The 19649-nt window shown below is 49.9% G+C and carries 18 protein-coding genes and 1 other annotated feature; of the genes, 16 read left to right on the top strand and 2 right to left on the bottom strand.

The genetic code is table 11. The annotated features are described in order from the left end of the window. Positions 1–10 precede the first annotated feature (10 nt). From NR121_RS13630 to NR121_RS13600, 7 genes are all read left to right on the top strand, one after another. Positions 11–796 (top strand): enoyl-CoA hydratase/isomerase family protein, encoded by a 786-nt coding sequence (locus tag NR121_RS13630; protein WP_062409139.1) that lies wholly within the window; start codon positions 11–13, stop codon positions 794–796. A 20-nt stretch (positions 797–816) separates the two neighbouring features. Beyond that, complete coding sequence (locus NR121_RS13625; protein ID WP_062409138.1) at positions 817–2346, top strand: acyl-CoA synthetase; 1530 nt, start codon at positions 817–819, stop codon at positions 2344–2346. 17 nt (positions 2347–2363) lie between these two features. Next, on the top strand, positions 2364–3536 hold the full coding sequence (locus NR121_RS13620; protein ID WP_062409137.1) for an acyl-CoA dehydrogenase family protein: 1173 nt from the start codon (positions 2364–2366) through the stop codon (positions 3534–3536). A 39-nt stretch (positions 3537–3575) separates the two neighbouring features. Next, positions 3576–4343 (top strand): electron transfer flavoprotein subunit beta/FixA family protein, encoded by a 768-nt coding sequence (locus tag NR121_RS13615; RefSeq protein ID WP_054818805.1) that lies wholly within the window; start codon positions 3576–3578, stop codon positions 4341–4343. A 13-nt stretch (positions 4344–4356) separates the two neighbouring features. Continuing rightward, positions 4357–5331 carry an electron transfer flavoprotein subunit alpha/FixB family protein gene (locus NR121_RS13610; RefSeq protein ID WP_054818806.1) on the top strand — a complete coding sequence of 325 codons (975 nt, stop codon included), beginning with the start codon at positions 4357–4359 and terminating at the stop codon, positions 5329–5331. A gap of 72 nt (positions 5332–5403) precedes the next feature. Continuing rightward, positions 5404–7434, top strand: coding sequence for a heterodisulfide reductase-related iron-sulfur binding cluster (locus NR121_RS13605; RefSeq protein ID WP_054818818.1), 2031 nt, complete (start codon positions 5404–5406; stop codon positions 7432–7434). Between the two features lie 72 nt (positions 7435–7506). Next, on the top strand, positions 7507–8694 hold the full coding sequence (locus NR121_RS13600; RefSeq protein ID WP_062409134.1) for an acetyl-CoA C-acetyltransferase: 1188 nt from the start codon (positions 7507–7509) through the stop codon (positions 8692–8694). A gap of 208 nt (positions 8695–8902) precedes the next feature. Here the strand turns inward: NR121_RS13600 and NR121_RS13595 are convergent, their stop codons facing one another. Next, entirely contained in the window at positions 8903–9973 is a 1071-nt protein-coding gene (locus tag NR121_RS13595) for a bifunctional 3-deoxy-7-phosphoheptulonate synthase/chorismate mutase (RefSeq protein ID WP_256831331.1), read from the bottom strand. 54 nt (positions 9974–10027) lie between these two features. Then, positions 10028–10275: a binding site (T-box leader), on the bottom strand. Between the two features lie 549 nt (positions 10276–10824). Here NR121_RS13595 and NR121_RS13590 point away from each other — a divergent pair. From NR121_RS13590 to NR121_RS13575, 4 genes are all read left to right on the top strand, one after another. Further along, on the top strand, positions 10825–11559 hold the full coding sequence (locus tag NR121_RS13590) for a FadR/GntR family transcriptional regulator (protein WP_062409132.1): 735 nt from the start codon (positions 10825–10827) through the stop codon (positions 11557–11559). Positions 11560–11623: 64 nt separating this feature from the next. Beyond that, positions 11624–12607, top strand: a complete 984-nt coding sequence (locus NR121_RS13585) for a 2-hydroxyacid dehydrogenase (protein ID WP_171005894.1) — start codon at positions 11624–11626, stop codon at positions 12605–12607. Between the two features lie 34 nt (positions 12608–12641). Further along, the gene (locus NR121_RS13580) at positions 12642–13520 is read left to right on the top strand and encodes a fumarylacetoacetate hydrolase family protein (protein WP_054818809.1); all 879 of its coding nucleotides are present in this window, start codon (positions 12642–12644) and stop codon (positions 13518–13520) included. Positions 13521–13536: 16 nt separating this feature from the next. Further along, positions 13537–14322, top strand: a complete 786-nt coding sequence (locus NR121_RS13575) for an SDR family oxidoreductase (protein ID WP_054818810.1) — start codon at positions 13537–13539, stop codon at positions 14320–14322. Between the two features lie 8 nt (positions 14323–14330). On the opposite strand, the gene NR121_RS13570 is transcribed toward NR121_RS13575, so the two are convergent. Then, entirely contained in the window at positions 14331–14954 is a 624-nt protein-coding gene (locus tag NR121_RS13570; RefSeq protein WP_074727500.1) for a FadR/GntR family transcriptional regulator, read from the bottom strand. Between the two features lie 124 nt (positions 14955–15078). Between NR121_RS13570 and NR121_RS13565 the strand changes: the two genes are divergently transcribed. The 5 genes from NR121_RS13565 (at position 15079) to NR121_RS13545 (ending at position 19646) form a co-directional block, all read left to right on the top strand. Continuing rightward, positions 15079–15399 (top strand): UxaA family hydrolase, encoded by a 321-nt coding sequence (locus tag NR121_RS13565; RefSeq protein WP_054818812.1) that lies wholly within the window; start codon positions 15079–15081, stop codon positions 15397–15399. After that, entirely contained in the window at positions 15389–16558 is a 1170-nt protein-coding gene (locus NR121_RS13560) for a UxaA family hydrolase (RefSeq protein WP_256831330.1), read from the top strand. Before NR121_RS13565 ends, NR121_RS13560 begins: the two co-directional genes overlap by 11 nt. Before the next feature lie 25 nt (positions 16559–16583). After that, positions 16584–17603 carry a tripartite tricarboxylate transporter substrate binding protein gene (locus tag NR121_RS13555; protein WP_062409128.1) on the top strand — a complete coding sequence of 340 codons (1020 nt, stop codon included), beginning with the start codon at positions 16584–16586 and terminating at the stop codon, positions 17601–17603. Between the two features lie 73 nt (positions 17604–17676). After that, positions 17677–18135, top strand: a complete 459-nt coding sequence (locus NR121_RS13550; RefSeq protein ID WP_062409127.1) for a tripartite tricarboxylate transporter TctB family protein — start codon at positions 17677–17679, stop codon at positions 18133–18135. Positions 18136–18149: 14 nt separating this feature from the next. Further along, a complete protein-coding gene (locus tag NR121_RS13545; protein ID WP_256831329.1) occupies positions 18150–19646 on the top strand; it encodes a tripartite tricarboxylate transporter permease in 1497 nt (498 codons plus the stop codon). Positions 19647–19649: the final 3 nt, after the last annotated feature.

Raw genomic sequence — 19649 nt, 5'->3', positions numbered from 1 at the left:
AGAGATTTGTATGCAGTCTTTTCAATATCTCAGGTTGGAAAACAGCTCCGGGCTCGCCACGATTGTCCTGGACCGCCCGGAAACCTTGAACGCCATAAACGACGCGGTTCTGGATGAGCTGGATCAAGCGTTCACGATGCTGGAGCGGGACGATCAGACAAGGGTGGTGATGATTACCGGCGGCGGGGATAAAGCGTTTGTTGCCGGCGGGGATATTGCTGCGATGCGGCAGATGAGTGTTCTGGAAGGCGAGAAATTTGTGTACCGCGGACAGGAAGTATTGAAGAAAATAGAAGACTCGCGAAAAGTCGTCATTGCGGCGCTTAACGGCTATACGCTCGGGGGAGGGCTGGAGCTCGCTCTGGCCTGCGACATCCGAATTGCCTCGGAGAAAGCCAAATTAGGGCTGCCGGAAGTATGCATCGGCCTTTATCCCGGATGGGGCGGCACCCAGCGGTTGGTAAGGCTCGCCGGTAAAGGAATTGCCAAAACACTGGTCTTTACCGGAGAGCGCATTTCCGCCGAAGAAGCCAGGGAACTCGGAATTGTGAACAAAGTAGTGAAGCATGAAGAATTGATGACCTACTGCCGGACGCTGGCCCAAAAAATAATGGAAAACAGTCCGATTGCCGTCATGCAGGCGAAAAAAGCGATTAATCAAGGAAGCGAAATTTCTCTGGACCAGGCCCTGGTTCTGGAAGCGGAAGCATGGCTTGTCAACTTCAGCACCGAGGACAGAGTAGAGGGTTTAACTTCTTTTCTTGAAAAACGCAAGCCCCATTATCAAGGCAAATAAGCAGAAGGCAGGGTTGATTTATGAAATATATCGGAAATAACAATTTTTCATCTATTGTAACCCGAGGCGCTTTAAACAACCCGAACAAAGAAGTCATCACCTTCAAGCAGCAAAGAATGACATACCGAAAGCTTCAGGAGCGAGTCAGCGCCTTAGCGCAAGGGCTGCTGGACCTCGGAGTAAAGAAGGGCGATGTGGTGGCGATTCTCTTATTTAACCACACCGAATATTTTGAAATTATTTTTGCCGCTAACCGGATCGGGGCGATCTTTTTGCCGCTAAACTTCCGCCTAGCCGCTGATGAAATCGCATACATTGCAGACAATGCCGATGCCAAAGTTATTTTTTCAGAAGATTCCTTCCATGAAACGTTGGATTCCATTCGGGGGAATGTGCAGCAGCTTCAGCATTATATTACGCTGTCCGCCGATGAACTGTCCGGTTGGATCCGATACGAGCAAATAATAGAAACGAACCGGGGAGCCGACGTTCCGGATGCGCACGTCGAACTGGACGACCTGCACCGCTTGATGTATACGTCCGGCACGACTTCCCGGCCTAAAGGCGTCATGATTACCTATGGGAATCTGTACTGGAAAAATATCGGCCATATTTGGGAATTCAATATTACACCCGACGACAAAACGTTAATCTCCGGTCCGCTGTATCACGTCGGAGCGCTCGACTTGACGGCGACCGGCACCCTCTATCGCGGCGGCAGCATCGTCATTATCAACAAGTTCAACACGGTCGAAGTGCTGGAAACGATCCAAAGAGAAAAGCCGACGAACCTCTGGCTGGCTCCCGCCATGGTCAACATGATCCTGCAGGAACCGACCACGGATCAGTATATACTGGATTCGATCCGCTACATTATCGCGGGCGGGGAACGAATGCCGGAGCCGCTCATCCAAAAAATCCAGCAGTTGTTTAGAAACGCTTGGTTTTGCGACGCGTACGGCTTAACCGAAACGGTGTCGGGGGACACCTTCATGCCGAGGAGCATGACGATTGAGAAGCTCGGATCGGTCGGACGTCCCTGCCTGCATCTCGATCTGAAAATCGTAGATGAGCAGGGGAAGGAAGTTCCGCCGGGCGAGGTAGGCGAAATCGTTTTGCGCGGACCGAAAATCTCAAAAGGATATTGGAAAAACCCGGAGGCTACCGGAAAAACGTTCAAAGACGGCTGGTTTTTTACAGGAGACATGGGCAGATTGGACGCGGACGGCTTCCTGTTTATCGTAGACCGCAAGAAAGATATGATCATCAGCGGCGGAGAAAATATCTCATCGCTGGAGGTGGAGCGCGTTCTCTATGAACTTCCTACCGTACTTGAAGCTTCTGTCATCGGGATACCGAACGAAAGATGGGGGGAAGTGCCTAAGGCGTTTGTAGTCGTGAAGCCGGGTGAAACCCTGACCGCAGAAGAAATTCGAGTGCATTGTATGTCCAGACTGGCCAAATTCAAAGTGCCGAAAGAAGTAGAATTCATAGATAAACTTCCGCGGAATCCGTCCGGTAAAGTTCTTAAAAGACTATTGAGGGAATAGAAGGAGGCTGAAACCGAATGAATTTTGAAATAACCGACGAACAAAAGATGATGCGCGACGGCGTTCGACAAATCGCCGAGGATTTCGGTTTGGACTATTGGCGGGAAAAGGATGACAAGCACGAATTCGTCCATGAATTGTGGAGCGAACTCGGCAAAAACGGTTATATCGGTGTGGCCGTTCCGGAAAAATTCGGCGGCGTCGGACTTGGAATGATGGAAATGACCATGGTGATCGAGGAGCTGGCTAAAGGAGGGGCTGGGTCCACGGTAGCACAGCTATTTATGCTCACTCCCGTTTTCGGCGGGGTGACGATCGATCTTCATGGCAGCGAAGCGCAAAAGGAACAGTATCTGACGAAGATGTCCGCCGGTCAGCTTAATTTCTGCATGGCGCTGACGGAGCCGAACGCAGGCAGCAACTCGCTTGAAATCACGACGACTGCCAGGAAAGAAGAAGATCATTACGTGATCAACGGTCAAAAAATTTGGATCTCCGGCACCGATGTGGCCGATAAAATGCTTATCGTCGCCCGGACGACAAAGCGCAGCGAAGTGCAGAAAAAAACCGATGGAATCAGCCTCTTCCTGGTGGATACCCGGGACCCCGCCATTACGCTCCAGCCGATTGAAAAAGTGGGAACCCACTGTGTACGGTCCGATACGGTATTTATAGAAAATTTGAGAGTGCATAAAGACAACCTGATCGGAGAAGAAGGCAAAGGCTGGTCTTACCTTCTGGATACGCTTAACGCGGAACGGATTGTGACGACAGCCGGGCTTATTGGGACGGGACAGCTCGCTTTGCAGCTTGCGGTGAATTACGCGAAAGAACGGGTGGTGTTTAACGATACGCCGATCGGCGCTTATCAGGGCATCCAATTCCCGCTTGCGAAAATTCGGGCTGAACTGGAGCTGGCGCAGCTGATGAATTATAAAGCCGCATGGCTCTATGATCAGAAGAAGCCGAACGGCACCGAAGCGAACATGGCCAAATTAATCGCGGCCGAAGCCGCCTTCCATGCCTGCGACCAGGCCATGCAAGTCATGGGAGGGTATGGCTATGCGAAAGAATACCACATTGAACGGTTGTGGCGCGACGTCCGACTTTTCAAAATCGCCCCCGTATCTGAAGAAATGATTTTGAATTATATCTCGCAGCATGATCTCGGTCTGCCACGGTCTTATTGACTTTCGTTTTCCTGATTGATTGCGGAGGAGGGGTGAAGGATGGACATCTTGGTTTTGCTGAAACAGACATTTGGCACGGAAGAAAAAATTTTCATCGAGAACAGGAAGATCAAAGAGGACGACGCGGAATTTGTGATCAATCCTTATGACGAATATGCGGTGGAGGAAGCGATCCGCTGGAGAGACGAATTCGGCGGTGAAGTGACCTTGCTTACCGTGGGACCGTCCAGAGCCGAAAGCGCGCTGAGGACTGCGCTGGCTATGGGGGCGGACCAAGCGATACATGTGATATCCGAGGAAAGCCAGGATGATGAAGCGGTGATTGCCGGCATCATCGCCAAAGCCATCGACGGGAAAGCCTACGATTTGATTCTTGCCGGAAATATGGCCATTGATTCGGGAGCCGGCCAGGTTGCCGTACGTGTCGCCGAACGGCTCGGGATTCCCCACGTGTCGACGATTACGAAACTAACCTTCAACGGCAATCGTGCCGCCATTGAGCGTGATGTAGAGGGTGACGTAGAGGTAGTGGAGGTCGACCTTCCTTTTCTGGCGACAGCCCAGCAAGGATTAAATGAACCTCGTTATCCGTCTCTTCCCGGCATCATGAAGGCGAAGAAGAAGCCGCTTCAACAGCTGACCGTCGCCGGTCTGAATATGCAGCCGGAAGAATTGCAGCCGTATACCGAGGTTGTCGATCAATATTTGCCTTCCCCCAAGCAGGAAGGTCGCATGCTCCAGGGAGAGTTGAAGGATCAGGTGAAGGAACTGGTACATTCGCTGCGCAGCAAAGAAAAGATCGTATAGGGAGAGATTGATGATGGGCAGAAAAGTGCTGGTAGTCGGGGAAATAAAAGACGGGCATTTGCGAAATGTAACCTTCGAAGCTTTGACGGCCGGAAGAAGAATAGCGGACGGCGGACCGTTGATAGCCGCACTCTTTGGGTCAGACGCTGAATCGTATGCTGAGGAATTAAGCAAGTACGGCGCAGAACAGCTTTATGCGATTTCCGGTGCAGGCGCCAATCCGACTAACGAATACTGCACCGAAGCACTTTCTCAACTCATTCAGGAGATACATCCCGATGCCGTGCTGATGGGACATACGTCCTCAGGCAGGGATATCGCTCCCAGACTCGCGGAGCGGATGGGTGTCGGATTGATCTCCGATTGCATTGGATTGGAAGTGGCGGGAGAAGACATTTTCTTTACAAGGGCGGTCTATTCCGGTAAAGCGTTCCAAGTAAAGACATTCCGCAGCGGAACGATCTGTGCCACTCTGCGTCCGAATAACGTTGACGTCTCCGAAGCTCCCGCCCAGACCGCTGCGGCGGTTTTCTACCCGGACGTCAAAGATCTGAAAGTGCTGGTCAAAGACATCGTTCGCAAAACGTCGAGCGGCGTGGATTTGAGCGAAGCCAAAATCATTGTTGCCGGAGGCCGGGGAGTGAAGAGTGCAGAAGGCTTCGAACCGCTCCGTGAGCTTGCAGATGTGCTGGGAGCTGCTGTGGGCGCCTCCCGGGCGGCATGTGATTCGGGATTCTGCAACTATGCGCTGCAAATCGGTCAGACGGGTAAAGTGGTAACCCCGGATTTGTACATTGCCTGCGGCATCTCCGGTGCGATTCAGCACCTGGCCGGCATGTCCAATTCGAAGGTGATTGTCGCCATCAATAAAGATCGCGAGGCCCCGATATTCAAGATTGCGGATTACAGCATCGTGGGCGATCTGTTTGAAGTTGTCCCTATGCTGACGGAGGCCTTTAAGCAAACCCTGATCGATGCGGCGGGTTGACCGCTGACGGAAGAACCGGATGTAAAAACAATCGGCGACAAGTAGGTACCCGCAGAGGATGGGGGAATGATCATGCTGTCACTTTTAAATTTCATAGCCTTTCTCGCTGTAACCGGATATGCGCTGTACCTTGCCGCTCATGTCATATACAGCCGCATCATGTTCATTCAACTAGGTAAAAAATCGAACCTGCGAAAAGATACCGCGGTCCGGCTCAATGAGTTTCTCGTTCAGGTATTCGGGCAGCGAAAACTTTTCAAGGACGCCAAAAGCGGCATCATGCATTTTATTCTGTTTTACGGCTTTATCATCCTTCAGTTCGGGGCTGTCGAGCTCATCCTAAAAGGATTGATCAAAGGCTTTGAATATCCGATCGGGGAATTTCATCCCTATTACAGCGTTCTCCAAGAAGTCACTGCGCTGCTCGTCCTACTTGCTGCGTTTTATGCCTTTTACCGCCGTTATATCGAAAGACTGACGCGGTTGAAAAGGGGGTTCAAGGCGGGCCTTGTCATCCTTTTCCTCACGATTTTGATGTTCTCGGTCTTGATGAGCCTGGCTTTTGAGCATCTTTGGCTCGGGAATACGGGAAGCCCCCATGCTCCGGTTTCTTCGATTATCGCGGGTTGGTTTGCCGGTGTCAGTCCGGCTGCGGCGGGCGTATGGTTCTATGTGTTCTGGTGGATTCATCTGCTCACCCTGCTGGCGTTTGCTGTCTATGTCCCGCAGTCCAAGCACGCGCATATCATTTTTGCGCCTGTGAACGTCTATCTGCGGGATACGAAACCGGCTGGAAAGCTGACTTCTATCCATTTTGAGGATGAAACGCAGGAAACCTACGGGGTTGGCAAAATAGAAGAGTTCCGCCAAAACCAGTTGATGGATCTGTATGCCTGTGTCGAGTGTGGGCGCTGCACCCAGATGTGTCCGGCTGCGGGTACGGGAAAAACGCTGTCGCCGATGGACGTCATCACCAAGATGAGGGATCATTTAACGGAAAAGGGAGCGGCGATCACCTCCCGGACAGCGTGGATGCCTGGTTTCGTCTTCAAAGACACCGGAGCGGATACGCAGGTCAAGAAGGCGGAGACGGCGAATCTGGTCGGAGAGGTGATCACCGAGGAGGAACTATGGGCCTGTACGACCTGCCGGAACTGCGAAGATCAGTGCCCGGTGGCCAATGAACATGTCGAAATGATTATCGATATGCGCCGTCATCTCGTATTAACGGAAGGCCGCATGCCGTCAGAAGCGGTCCGTTATTTCCAGAACGTCGAGCGGCAGAGCAATCCGTGGGGAATCAGCCGGACAGAGCGGATCCTATGGCGTGAGGGGCGTGAGGATATCGTCGTCCCGACGGTGAAGGAAGTGGATGAATTCGAGTATTTATTCTTTGTCGGCTCGATGGGCTCTTACGATCAGCGAACGCAGAAGGTGGCGCAGTCGTTCGCCAAAATCATGAATGCGGCTGGAATTCCATTTGCTATTCTGGGAAATGAGGAGCACAATTCGGGGGATACGGCCCGCCGGATGGGCAATGAATTTCTATTCCAGCAGTTGTGCGAGAAAAATATCGCCAATTTTAAAAAGTATGGGGTGAAGAAAATCGTAACGATCTGCCCGCATACATATAATACGTTCAAGCATGAGTATCCGGAATTTGGGCTGGAAGCGGAAGTTTATCACCATACGGAGCTGATCTGGACCTGGATGGAAGAAGGGAGAATCAAACCGTCTCAACGGGTCAATGAAGCCGTCGCTTATCACGATTCCTGTTACCTCGGCCGGTACAATGGCATGTATGAGATTCCGCGAAAAATACTTCAGTCCATTTCGGGTGTGAAGCTGCTGGAGATGGAGCGGAACCGGCAGGATTCGATGTGCTGCGGGGCCGGCGGCGGCATGATGTGGATGGAGGAAACGCAGGGTACACGCGTCAACCTCGCTCGGACCGAGCAGGCGCTGCGCATGAGCCCGACAGCGATCGGAAGCAGCTGTCCGTACTGCTTGACGATGATGAGCGATGGCGTCAAAGCCAAAGAAGCGGAAGAGCGGGTCGCGACACTGGATATTTCGGAAATCGTGGAGCGTGCTCTCGCATAAACGATTCCGGTTCAAGCGCTGAATGGAAACGGCGGACTTTTTATGTTGGAGTAATGGAGAGGAGGGTACGCAATGACGGGAAGGGACGCCGTTATTGTGAGCGCCGTTCGTACGGCCATCGGCAGTTTTAACGGGAGCTTAGCCGCTGTACCGGCTACGGAGCTTGGATCGGTTGTGATCAAAAGCGCGCTTGACCGTTCAGGAATCGCTGCCCATGAAGTGGACGAAATTATCATGGGAAATGTATACCAGGCCGGACTGGGACAAAATCCCGTCCGTCAGGCTGCGGTCAAAGCCGGCCTGCCTGAAACCATTCCGGCGATGACCATCAATAAGGTATGCGGTTCAGGTCTGAAAGCCGTGCATTTGGCGGCACAGGCCATTTGGGCTGGAGAAGCCGAGGCCGTTATGGCGGGTGGAATGGAAAATATGAGCAGAGCGCCGTATTTGTTGGAAAACGCTAGAAGCGGCTTCCGGATGGGGGATCAGCAGGTGGTCGACAGCCTCATTCGCGACGGATTATGGTGCGCTTTTCATGACTATCACATGGGTATCACGGCAGAGAACCTGCGCGAGAAGTACGCCATTTCCCGGGAAGAGCAGGATGAATTCGCAGCCTGGAGCCAGCAAAAAGCGGAAACGGCAGCAGCACAAGGGAAATTCAGGGATGAAATCGCTCCTGTTCTGATTCCGCAAAGAAAAGGCGACTCCCTTGTCTTTGAAACGGATGAATTTCCCCGTAAAGGCGTAACGGCTGAGGAGCTCGGCAAATTAAAACCGTCATTTTTGAAGAATGGAACCGTGACCGCGGGCAACGCCTCGGGCATCAATGACGGAGCCGCATGCCTGCTTATAATGAGCAGGGAAAAGGCGCAAAAGCTCGGAATACCTCCACTGGGAGTGATAAAAGCCAACGCTTCCGCAGGGGTTGAGCCAAGTGTCATGGGGCTCGGTCCCGTGCCGGCCACACGGAAAGCGCTGCGAAAAGTAAGTCTCACCCTCGAAGACATAGACTTGGTCGAAGCGAATGAAGCTTTTGCCGTGCAGGCCCTTGCCGTTGACCGGGAGCTCAAATTCAATAGAAACAAGCTAAATGTAAACGGAGGTGCGATTTCGCTGGGACATCCCATTGGCGCGAGCGGCGCCCGGATTCTGGTTACCCTGCTTTATGAAATGAAACGCCGGTCCTCCCGGTATGGTCTTGCTACGCTGTGCATCGGCGGAGGCCAGGGCATAGCAACGATTATTGAAAGGGAATAAACCGATCCTTGTTCCCCTGTGATGAGTAAACATTAGCCCGGAATGCCCTGGCGAAGACCGATGCAGAAGAGAGCGAGCAGCGAAGTGAATTTCGCAGGTGTCCGGCGACAGCAGCATAAGCAGCATATGCGTATGAAGATCCCCGCTCGTCAAATTGGGACGGGGGACATCGTTCGATATAGGGCATCGCCCTTTGTATTAGTGCTGCCTAGAGCAAGCCGGATTGCTTGACCTCTGCGTAGAAGCGGTTAAATTCGTCGATGTTAAGCTGCTGTGCCGCGTCGGACAAAGCGGTGGCGGGATCCGGATGAACCTCGACCATAACGCCGTCGGCTCCTGCGGCCAGCGCCGCTTTTGCGCATGGAGCCAGGATGTCTTTTCGTCCTGTAGAATGGGTCACATCGACAAGAACCGGTAGATGGCTTTCCTGTTTGAGAATCGGTACGGCAGAAATGTCGAGTGTATTGCGGGTCGCTTTTTCATAAGTGCGGATGCCTCGTTCGATCAGCATAACTTGTGTGTTGCCTCGAGATACGATGTACTCCGCTGCATGAAGGAACTCATCGATTGTGGCGGCCATTCCGCGTTTTAACAGGATCGGTGTGCGTACATCGCCCGCCGCTTTCAGCAATTCGAAGTTTTGCATATTTCTGGCCCCGATCTGAATGACGTCAATATAGCTGCCGGCTAGCTCGATATGGGCAGGATCTACGATTTCACTGATCGTTTTAAGGCTGAATTCGCTTGCTACTTCTTTTAAAATTTTTAGACCTTCAATCCCCAGGCCTTGGAAATCATAAGGCGATGTTCTGGGCTTAAATGAGCCTCCGCGCAAGACGGTGATGCCGGAAGCTTTTAGAGCGGCAGCTACTTGGCGCACTTGCTCGTAGCTTTCGACAGAGCATGGGCCCGCAATGATCAACGGCTTGCCGCCTCCAATGGTAATATCTCCTAAGGGTACAACCGTATTTTCCTTTTGCTTTTTGCGGCTGACCAGCAGCTGCTTTTTGTTTTCCGTTTGCTGCAGCTTTAATGACGCTTGAAAAATTTGTTTGAACAGGTGACGAACCGTCTCATGATCGAAAGGTCCGTTATTGCGGGAAACAAGCTCCTCCAGCATATTTTTTTCACGAACGGGATCAAATTTGGGCACCCCTTGCTTTTCTTTCTCCTGCCCGATCTCTTGAACTATGTGCGCCCTTTTCGACAGCAGTTCTAAAAGCTGAATATTTATAGAATCCAATTGTCCTCGTAACTGTTCTAATTTTCCCATGCTCATTTTCATTCACTCCTTTACAAAATTGAGTATGAAAATACAAAATAGCCCCCCATCGCAAGGGACGAGGAGCCGTGGTACCACCCTTATTAGAAATGTTCTCGCCTGTAACGGAGTACATTTCTCACTTTCAGCCCTATAACGCAGGGAATACGGGTATCCCTAAGGGATGCCAAAGGACAGGCAGCCGTTCAGGAACCAGCTCGGGAGTGAACTTCGGCAGACGTTCGTTCGGGTGCTTCCAGTCAGCGGCACGCCTTCCCTGTAAACGATAATCTGCTTACTCTTTCCTTCATCGCTTGTACTGAGATTCAGTTAATGTTTGATTAAGCAGTATTATATAATACGCTGGGAAACATTTGCAAATATGTGAATTAACGCGAGATTGCTTTCTGGTGTTAACGTGTTATCGCATCGAAATATCGGTTTGCAATCCATTGAATGACTTCGCTATCGTTAAGGATTGCTTGGGCAATTGCGGACTATGTTACTTGGAACGTTTCGTTAAAGTGGAGGATATAATTATAGCTATTAGGGACAATGAAAATTTGTCGGAGCAGTTAATGCATGTGTTGGAATCATGAAGTTATTCCTGACGATAAGCGGTTTGGCTTATCGTCTTATTTTTAGCTTGATCGAGGTCTTTTTGATTTTAACGAAATAAAGCGCTTGCGCGTCGACACGAACATACATCCTGTTTAGTCTATAATGGACGTTTGTTCGTTATTCTAGTTTTATTGATATGGTCATCTCTGAAGCTATGTCCGATGAAATAATGGTTGACACATTTTGGAATTCGGGGTTTAATAAATATGATCCACAGGTCAGACCATCATAAATGTAAAGGTGATTCTATGGCTTTAAAGCCGATTAAGAAGAAGCGGCTCTTTGAAGAGATTATTGTTGCGATTGAACAATATGTACAGGAAGAAAATATCCAGCCGGGTGAAAAGCTTCCATCTGAGAATGAGTTGGCTTCCATTTTTAACGTCAGCAAAACGGCGGTCAGAGAAGCGATGAGTGTCTTGAACGCGAACGGAATTCTCGAAACCAGACCGGGTTCCGGCATTTATTTGAAGGATATTCATGGTGAATCCATCGTTGTGAGGGTAACCTCCAATTTGATGGAAAAAGGGGAGCTGCAGGAGATCCTTGATTTTCGCAGAGGGTTGGAGGTGGAAGCCGCCGGGTTGGCCGCCACTCGTGGTACGGAAGAGCAATTTGCGAAAATCAGGAAGGCGCATGAAGATATGGTCGAAGCAAACGGAGCGGGCATAATCGGGGTGGATGAAGACTATAATTTCCATGAGGAGATCATCCTTGCTTCCCATAATTCGATCTACAGGGATATCTTTAAAGCCGTATCGCCAAAATTGAAAGAAGCGATGCGCATCAGTAAAATGCAATCGATGAAAACGCCGGGATTGTTCCTGCAGGCTTATCAGGAGCATGAGGATATTATGGAAGCCTTGTTTAAGCGGGATTCGGAAGGGGCCTCCAGAGCGATGCGCCATCATCTGATCCGCAATGAGGAAAAAATATGGGCTAACTTGAGAGCGAATATTTCTTTTCCTCATAAAATGGTCTGACCATAATAAATCATTATTTTAATAATGATTATCATACCTTTGAGATTGGGGATAAGAGATGTCGATGAAAAAAATTATTTATTTTGACCAGGTGTTTGATGAATTCAAGCAGCTCCTGGAGGAACACAAGCCGGCAGGCTTTGAATTATGGTACTGGGAGGAAATGAATCCGCAGGAGCAGCAGAATAAGCTGGCTATAGCAGACTATTTGCTGGTCGCTACCCGCCCATTGGATAAAACCATTCTATCCGGGGCCAGGAATGCCCGCTTTATTCAGAAAACGGGGGTCGGGGTGGACAATATCGACATCGAAGCGGCAACGCAATTCCACTTGCCTGTATCCAATACGCCGGGCGGCAATTCGACCGGAGTTGCAGAATTAACCATTTTGTTAACGCTTGCATTATACCGAAAGCTTCCGCAAGTCAATCAAGCCACCAAAAACGGGCAATGGTTGATGTGGGAACTTCGTCCATCCTCTTACGAGATGGAAGGAAAGACGCATGGTTTTATCGGCCTGGGCAATATCGGCAGAGAGACGGCCAAGCGTTCCAAAGCTTTCGGAACCGAAATCATATACTATGATAAATACCGGGTTTCCGAGGAGTTCGAACGGCAGCTGGGGGCAACCTATCTTCCGCTGGAAGAAGTATTGAAAAAGGCGGATATCCTGAGTTTGCATCTTCCATTGTTGCCCGAAACCAGGGGGATGATCGGTCTAAAGGAATTGCAATTAATGAAGCCGTCGGCGGTATTGATCAATGTAGCACGCGGGGGAATCGTCAAGGAAGACGAATTATACCATGCCTTGAAAGAAGGAATCATAGCCGGAGCAGGGATCGATGCGTGGGAATTCGAGCCGACCGATCCCGGTAATCCTTTATTAACGTTGGACAATGTGATTGCCAGCCCTCATCTTGGCGCAGGAACAAGAGATACGCTGAATAAAGTGCTTCATCTCGCGTTTCAAAATATAAAGCGGGTGGAAGAGGGGGATGCCCCCCGGTTTGTTGTGAATAACATAGAAACGGCAAGAATCGTAGATTAGCAGAATAGCATGATGAAAAAGGAGAGGATAAGCAATGCGTCTTGCAACAGTGAAGAAAAATGGAGCTGAAGTGGCTGCGGTTGTTACAAAAGCAGGGGTTGTACCGGTGGAAACCGTAAATCAAAGGTTCAACCAACATTGGTCCACCAGTCTTTTTGAAATCATTCAAACCAATCAATTGGACGAAATGAAACATTGGTATCAAAACGGAGGCAAGCAGCAGTTGGAAAGGATAGAAAGCGATGCGATTCCTGCGGATCAGGTGGAATACGGGCCGCTTTATCGCCACCCGCGAAAAATTTGGGGCATTGGACTCAACTATGTCGAACACGCCGCCGATCTTCATGAAAAAGCGCCAAATACGGAACCTGCCAGCTTTATGAAGCCGGATACTGCGATTATTGGCCCTGGCGATACCATCGAAATTCCATTCCAATCCGACCGTACAACAGCGGAGTCGGAATTGGGAATTATTATCGGCAAAGCATGTAAGAATGTATCCGAGGAGGAAGCGCAAAGCGTCATTGCAGGTTTTACGACCATTATCGATATGACAGCTGAAGATATATTGGCGCAAAATCCCCGCTATCTTACTCGTTCGAAGAGCTTTGACACCTTCTTCAGCTTCGGTCCGCATTTGGTGACTCCGGATGAAGTGGATGAAGTGCTCGATTTGAATGTATCGACTGTCATCAATGGCAGAATTCACCGGAAAAACGTAGTTTCCAATATGACTTTCCGTCCCTGGTACCTCGTATCCTTCCATTCCAAAGTCATGAAGCTGCTGCCTGGAGACATTATTTCCACCGGAACCCCGGGAGCTGTCGTTATTCGGGACGGCGATGTCGTAGAGTGCCATATTGACGGTTTTGAAAAATTGGTTAATCCGGTAACGGATTTGAAGGTCAAATAGGAAGGGGAAGAGCATCATGGATTTAAATTTACAAGGAAAAGCCGCTTTGGTCGTCGCCTCGAGCCAGGGCTTGGGAAAGGCGGTCGCCGCCGAACTGGTGAAAGAAGGCGCACACGTCATGCTGACAAGCCGTAATCCGGAAAAATTGCAGGCGGTTCATAAAGAACTCGAGCAGCTGGGAAAAGGAAAGGTGGCCTGGCAACCTGCCGATATTACCAGTGCCGAATCGATCAAAAATCTTGTCCAAGCCACTCGTGAAACATTCGGAAAAATCGACATTCTGATCAATAATGCAGGCGGGCCTCCCGGAGGATCGTTTGAACAGTTTTCTGATGAAGACTGGCAGAAAGCCTTTGAACTCAATCTTCTAAGCTATATCCGGATCATTCGGGAAGTGCTGCCCGATTTGAAGCAGGCAGGCGGGCGTATTGTCAATTTGGCATCCTCTTCCATTAAGATACCGATTCCGGGATTAATTCTCTCCAATACTTTCCGTACGGGAATCGTCGGATTAACCAAGACCCTGGCCGAAGAACTGGCACCCTACCATATTCTCGTCAATACGGTTGCGCCTGGGCGTATTGCAACGGATCGCGTCGCTTTTCTCGATGAATTGAAGGCGAAAAAGACCGGACAAACTCGGGAGCAGGTAGAAGAACAGTCCAAGAAGCAAATTCCATTAGGCCGTTACGGTACCCCGGAAGAATTTGCGAAGGTGGTTGTTTTTCTGGTATCTGACGCCAGCACCTACATGACGGGCAGCTCCATCCTCATTGACGGCGGAATGATTAAATCGATCTAGGAAGCTGTTTACAGAAAGGATATATGTTCAGATAATAAATTTATTAGTTTTTTGAGTTTATGGATATCGGAAGCATGGTAAGCATCGATGATTTCCTGCATTTCAAAAGGCGCGCTTGTTTCGGGCAAATCTCCGGATTGCAGGACGAGCCCGAAGGTTTCGGAAAACAGAACAAAAAAGTAAGGATTTTCCAATGATTCCCCTAAACCGGTAATGAAAAACAGCAGGTTTTCCCAGAATGTTTTCCCGCTTAAAACGTTACTATAGCGGACGTGATGTTGAATCGACAGCATAAGAACGGTTTCCGCGCACATGAGGGCGATCTCATAATAATGGCGCAAAGCTTGTGGTTCAAGTTTTTGCCCGATCACCCGGTCAGGGATGAGAAAGGGAGGAGGATCGGATACAAAAGTTCCTTCCCCTTGCTTCGAATCCAGAAAACGGAGCAGCTCCAGCACCCGTATGCCTTCGCGCACAGAGGAACGGCTGACTTGAAGCAGCTCGCTTAACTGCCTTTCGGTGGGCAGCTTGGATCCCGGCTCCAACTGCTCTGCCTGAATATAATCGGCTATTTGCCTGGCAACTTGCTCGAACATCCGCGGTGAAGCTTTGACATTGTAACTTTTTTTCATATCGACATTACCCCGTCATATTAATGTAAATATAATACCATTGAATTGGATTTAATCCCACATGTCATTCTTTTGTTCATTCATAGGTCGGACCATCATAAATTATTCAGATAGGAGTAGGCGTATGGACGATGTAAAGCTTGCCGCAAGCCATGAAGAGAAAGCAGCGCTTGTCATAGACCCGAAAGACAACACAGCTGTTGCTTTGACGGATTTGAGCAAAGGAGATCTTTGCATAGTCAGAAAAGAGAACCGGGAGGAATCGATTGTTGTTCTTGAGGATATCCCCTTTGGTCACAAAATCGCTTTGCAGCCCATTGGCCGGGACGAAAGCGTTTATAAGTACGGCGAGGAAATCGGGAAAATGAAAGTTCCGGTTCCAAAAGGCGGTTGGATACACAGCCACAATATGTATTGCGAAAGGGGAATGAAGCATGGCCGATAAGTTTATGGGGTATTGGAGAAAAGACGGGTCCGTAGGGGTTCGCAACTTGATTGCGATCATCCCATCTGTCTTCTGCTCCGCGAAAGTGGCTGAAAGGATTGCCTATCAGGTGCCTGGAAGCGTTTACTTTCGTCATCCCGTCGGCTGCAGCCAGGTTGGCGAGGATTTGGAGATTACCGCAAGAACATTGATTCAAATTGGAAGAAATCCTAATTTTTCCGGCGTCGTTGTAGTGGGTTTGGGTTGCGAACGTTTTAGTCCCTACGAGTTGGCGGAGGGGATAGCCCCGGCACAAAAGATGTTGGAGACCGTGGTCATCCAAAAGGAAGGAGACTCTCTGGCAGCGATCCAGAAGGGCGTTAAATACGCCAGGAAATTGCAACAAATGGCCTCCAGACAGCAGAGGGAGGAAGCGGATGTCAGTCATTTGATGATCGGTCTGAATTGCGGGGGGTCTGATATGACATCGGGATTGGTCGCAAATCCTGCATTAGGCATTGCCTCCGATATGCTGGTATCCCAAGGAGGCTCCTCTATTCTTGCTGAAATTACCGAGCTTCTCGGTACAGAGCATATTTTGGCGAGAAGAGCCGTGAATGAGCAAGTAGCGCAGGAGATCAAGGAGATCGTCTCCCGTACGGAAAAAAAGCTTGAGCGGCAGACTCGCGAGTCCAGCAATGTGAAGAGGACTCATCTTATTTCGACAGGAAATTATGACGGAGGATTGTCCAGTGTCGTGGAAAAATCATTGGGCAGTATGAAAAAGTCCGGGAATGCCCCGTTTAGCGGTACGATTCAGTATGCCGAAACGCCGAAAGTGAAGGGGCTTTTGCTGATGGATTCTCCCGGGCACGACGGGGAGGTCAGCACCGGGCAGGTAGCGGCGGGAGCGCAGATGATTGTATTCCCGACCGGCAGAGGGACGCCGACGGGATTTCCGGGCGTTCCCGTACTGAAAATTACAGGCAACCCCAAAACCTATGAAAAGATGAAAGAAAATATAGATATCAACGCGGGTGAAGTATTGCTTGGCAAAAAGACGCTGCAGCAAATGGGAGAAGAAATTTACCGCGAAATTCTCGAGGTGGCCTCCGGAAAAATGGTCAAGGCGGAAATTTTGGGGCATGATGAGCAGTTTTGCATTACCAGAATGACTTAATTTTAAAATTAGGAAAGCAGGGTGAATGGCTGTGAAAAAATGGATTAACCTGTCTTTGGCGGTCATTTTAACGTTAGCGCTTACATCTTGTGGCGGAGGCGGAAGCCAATCATCTTCCGTCCAAGGTTCATCCCCGGATCCGGAACCGCAAAAGGAAAAATGGCCGGATAAGCCGATCAATCTGATCATTGCTTATGCGGCTGGCGGCGGTACGGACGTCGGAGCGCGCATGCTTATGCCTTACGTGGAAAAAGAGCTCGGCGTGCCGATCAATATCATAAATAAGCCCGGCGGCGGCGGTTGGATCGGTTGGACGGAGCTGGCGAATGCCAAGCCGGACGGCTATACCATCGGGTATATTAATACCCCAAACCTGATGACGGGTTACCTGGATCCAAAGCAAAAACGCAAGGAGAATCTGAAAAGCTTCGCCCCGATCGCTAACCATGTTACGGATCCTGGGGCCATCGCCATCCGCAGAGATGAGAACCGTTTTACGGATATCAAAGGTTTAATTGAATACGCCAGGAATAATGAATTAACCGCCACTTCTACCGGAGTGGGTAGCGATGATCATTATGCCATATTGAAAATGAATAAGGCCTTGGGCACCAAATTCACGGCCGTGCATACCAAAGGAGCCGCAGAAAGCCAGACCGGAGTGATCGGCGGTCATGTGGATGTTTTATTCGCGAATGTCGGGGAAGTCACGTCGCTTCATAACAGCGGCGAGATCAAGGTCGTGGCCGTGATGGCCGAAAAACGTTCCCCCTTCTTGTCCGATATTCCGACATTGGAGGAAAGCGGATTCAGCGGGATTATTTCCGGTTCCGCCCGGGGAATTGCCGCTCCGAAGGACATCGATCCGCATAAGCTGGAAATTTTACGTGCGGCATTGGAAAAAGGCATCAAAAATCAGGAACAGATCGATAAGCAAGGCCAATCCGGCCTTCAAGTGGACTATAAAGACGGAAAAGATTATATGGATCTGTTGGAAAAAGATGAGCAGGATGTGCTTGCATTAAGAGATTTACTTGGATGGTAATCCCCCTTCAGTTGGAACGATAGTGTCACTGTCAGGTCAATCCTCGCTGGCCAAATCAAAGGAGACAAAGGACGTGAGAGAATTGAAAAATGCAGGCGTTTGGGTCGGTTTGGTCATTCTCATTATTGCCGGCACCCTCTTTTGGCAGTCATTATCCTATGACTATTACAGCAATTATGGACCGGGTCCCGGATTATTGCCCCTTTGGCTGAGCGGATTTTTAATCCTTCTTTCCTTGTTGTATATTGTGGAATCGATTCGAAAAGAAAGGATCAAATTAAGTGACATTTTTCCTAAAGGTGCCGGATTAAGGAAAGTGGCTTCGATATTTGCGGCCTTCATCGTGTTTCTGATTATAATACCCTACACAGGCTATACCATCGCGAGCATTGTCATGCTGTTCATATTGTTTTTCAGGGAATATAAGTGGTATTGGGGATTAGGCATTTCGGTGGCGGTAACATTGGCGATCTTTTATGTCTTCCAATCGTTATTAAACGTTCCCCTGCCTGAAAATGTATTCGGGTTATAAAGGGGGAAGCCGCGATGGAATATTTGCTTTCGGGATTTGAAACAGCTTTCAGTTGGTGGAATTTATTGTATTGTTTCATCGGCGTTACGATCGGGATGCTTGTCGGTGTCCTGCCGGGCCTGGGCCCGACCACCGGGACCGCTGTCCTTTTGCCGCTGACGTTTGGCATGGAGCCGATTTCCGCGATTATTATGTTGTCCGGGATTTATTACGGGGCGATGTATGGCGGGACGATTACATCCGTATTGATCAACACGCCGGGGGAAGCCGCCTCCGTCATTACATGCCTTGACGGCCATCCGTTGGCCAAGCAAGGCAGGGCGGGAACCGCCTTGGGTGTGGCCGGAATCGGCTCCTTCATCGGGGGGACGCTGTCCATCATCGGTCTCGCGCTCATTGGACCGCCCATTGCCCGGCTGGCGCTGCAGTTCGGTCCGCCGGAATTTTTCGCCTTAATGATACTCGGAATGACCATGGTCATCGGCCTGATGGGCAAATCGGTCATCCGCGGCATGATTGCCGCAGTCATCGGGTTAAATCTTGCCCTGATCGGATTGGATCCGGTAACGGGTGTCGTTCGCTTTTCCTTTGATCGAATGGAATTGATGAACGGCTTTGATTTTGTGCCTTTAGCCATGGGGCTGTTTGGGATCTCTGAAATTTTGATCAGCGCGGAAAAAAATTTGAAGGCGGAAAAACCGCCGAAGGTCAAAGGGCTTCTGCCGAGGCGGGAAGAATGGAAGCCGACGATAGCCGCCATTTTGCGTGGAAGCGGACTTGGCTTCATCATCGGTTTGCTCCCGGGGACGAATTCGGTGATTCCGGCGATCTTGTCGTATTCCCTTGAACAGAAGCTGGCAAAAGATCCGAGCCGCTTCGGGAAAGGGGCGATCGAAGGTGTGGCCGGTCCGGAAACGGCGAACAACTCGTATTGCGGAGGGGCCCTGATTCCCCTCTTTACCTTGGGGATTCCGAGTTCCCCGGTGATTGCCGTACTCCTTGGAGCGTTTATCATGCATGGTCTGACACCGGGACCGCAGCTTTTCCAGAAAAATCCGGACTTCGTATGGGCGGTTATTGCCAGCATGTTTATCGGAAATTTCATACTTTTGATCATGAACCTGCCGATGGCCGGATTTTGGGCCAAAATTACGATGATACCGTTCAAGCTGCTGTTCCCGATCATTTTGGCGGTGGCGGCCGTAGGGGCATACAGCGTCAGCAACAGTTTGTTTGATGTGGGTGTCATGGTGGCCTTTGGCATCGTAGGCTACATCTTCAAAAAAGTCGATATCCCGTTGGCGCCTATCGTACTGACGTTCGTTTTGGGGAAACTTATGGAAGATTCATTGATGCAGTCGCTGACGATCTATAAAGGAGACTTTTTCGCCTTGTTTACGAGACCTCTTTCCGGCACCCTGCTGATTCTTTCCATCGTGATTATGATCCTTAGTATTCTGGCCGGGTTCAAGAAGAAAAAAGAAGTACTATCGTCGGATATTGAAATGTAGGCT

This window comes from Paenibacillus sp. Pae15 (assembly GCF_024519685.1).
In the GTDB taxonomy this organism is placed as follows: Bacteria; Bacillota; Bacilli; order Paenibacillales; family NBRC-103111; genus Paenibacillus_G; species Paenibacillus_G naphthalenovorans.
The sequence above is the reverse complement of the archived record's forward strand: the minus strand, read 5'-3'. Positions and strand labels throughout refer to the sequence as shown.

Excerpts from the sequence above, each read along its gene's own strand:
- NR121_RS13630 (WP_062409139.1), top strand. The coding sequence starts at position 11 with ATGCAGTCTTTTCAATATCTCAGGTTGGAAAACAGCTCCGGGCTCGCC.
- NR121_RS13625 (WP_062409138.1), top strand. The coding sequence starts at position 817 with ATGAAATATATCGGAAATAACAATTTTTCATCTATTGTAACCCGAGGC.
- NR121_RS13620 (WP_062409137.1), top strand. The coding sequence starts at position 2,364 with ATGAATTTTGAAATAACCGACGAACAAAAGATGATGCGCGACGGCGTT.
- NR121_RS13615 (WP_054818805.1), top strand. The coding sequence starts at position 3,576 with ATGGACATCTTGGTTTTGCTGAAACAGACATTTGGCACGGAAGAAAAA.
- NR121_RS13610 (WP_054818806.1), top strand. The coding sequence starts at position 4,357 with ATGGGCAGAAAAGTGCTGGTAGTCGGGGAAATAAAAGACGGGCATTTG.
- NR121_RS13605 (WP_054818818.1), top strand. The coding sequence starts at position 5,404 with ATGCTGTCACTTTTAAATTTCATAGCCTTTCTCGCTGTAACCGGATAT.
- NR121_RS13600 (WP_062409134.1), top strand. The coding sequence starts at position 7,507 with ATGACGGGAAGGGACGCCGTTATTGTGAGCGCCGTTCGTACGGCCATC.
- NR121_RS13595 (WP_256831331.1), bottom strand. The coding sequence starts at position 9,973 with ATGAGCATGGGAAAATTAGAACAGTTACGAGGACAATTGGATTCTATA.
- NR121_RS13590 (WP_062409132.1), top strand. The coding sequence starts at position 10,825 with ATGGCTTTAAAGCCGATTAAGAAGAAGCGGCTCTTTGAAGAGATTATT.
- NR121_RS13585 (WP_171005894.1), top strand. The coding sequence starts at position 11,624 with ATGAAAAAAATTATTTATTTTGACCAGGTGTTTGATGAATTCAAGCAG.
- NR121_RS13580 (WP_054818809.1), top strand. The coding sequence starts at position 12,642 with ATGCGTCTTGCAACAGTGAAGAAAAATGGAGCTGAAGTGGCTGCGGTT.
- NR121_RS13575 (WP_054818810.1), top strand. The coding sequence starts at position 13,537 with ATGGATTTAAATTTACAAGGAAAAGCCGCTTTGGTCGTCGCCTCGAGC.
- NR121_RS13570 (WP_074727500.1), bottom strand. The coding sequence starts at position 14,954 with ATGAAAAAAAGTTACAATGTCAAAGCTTCACCGCGGATGTTCGAGCAA.
- NR121_RS13565 (WP_054818812.1), top strand. The coding sequence starts at position 15,079 with ATGGACGATGTAAAGCTTGCCGCAAGCCATGAAGAGAAAGCAGCGCTT.
- NR121_RS13560 (WP_256831330.1), top strand. The coding sequence starts at position 15,389 with ATGGCCGATAAGTTTATGGGGTATTGGAGAAAAGACGGGTCCGTAGGG.
- NR121_RS13555 (WP_062409128.1), top strand. The coding sequence starts at position 16,584 with ATGGCTGTGAAAAAATGGATTAACCTGTCTTTGGCGGTCATTTTAACG.
- NR121_RS13545 (WP_256831329.1), top strand. The coding sequence starts at position 18,150 with ATGGAATATTTGCTTTCGGGATTTGAAACAGCTTTCAGTTGGTGGAAT.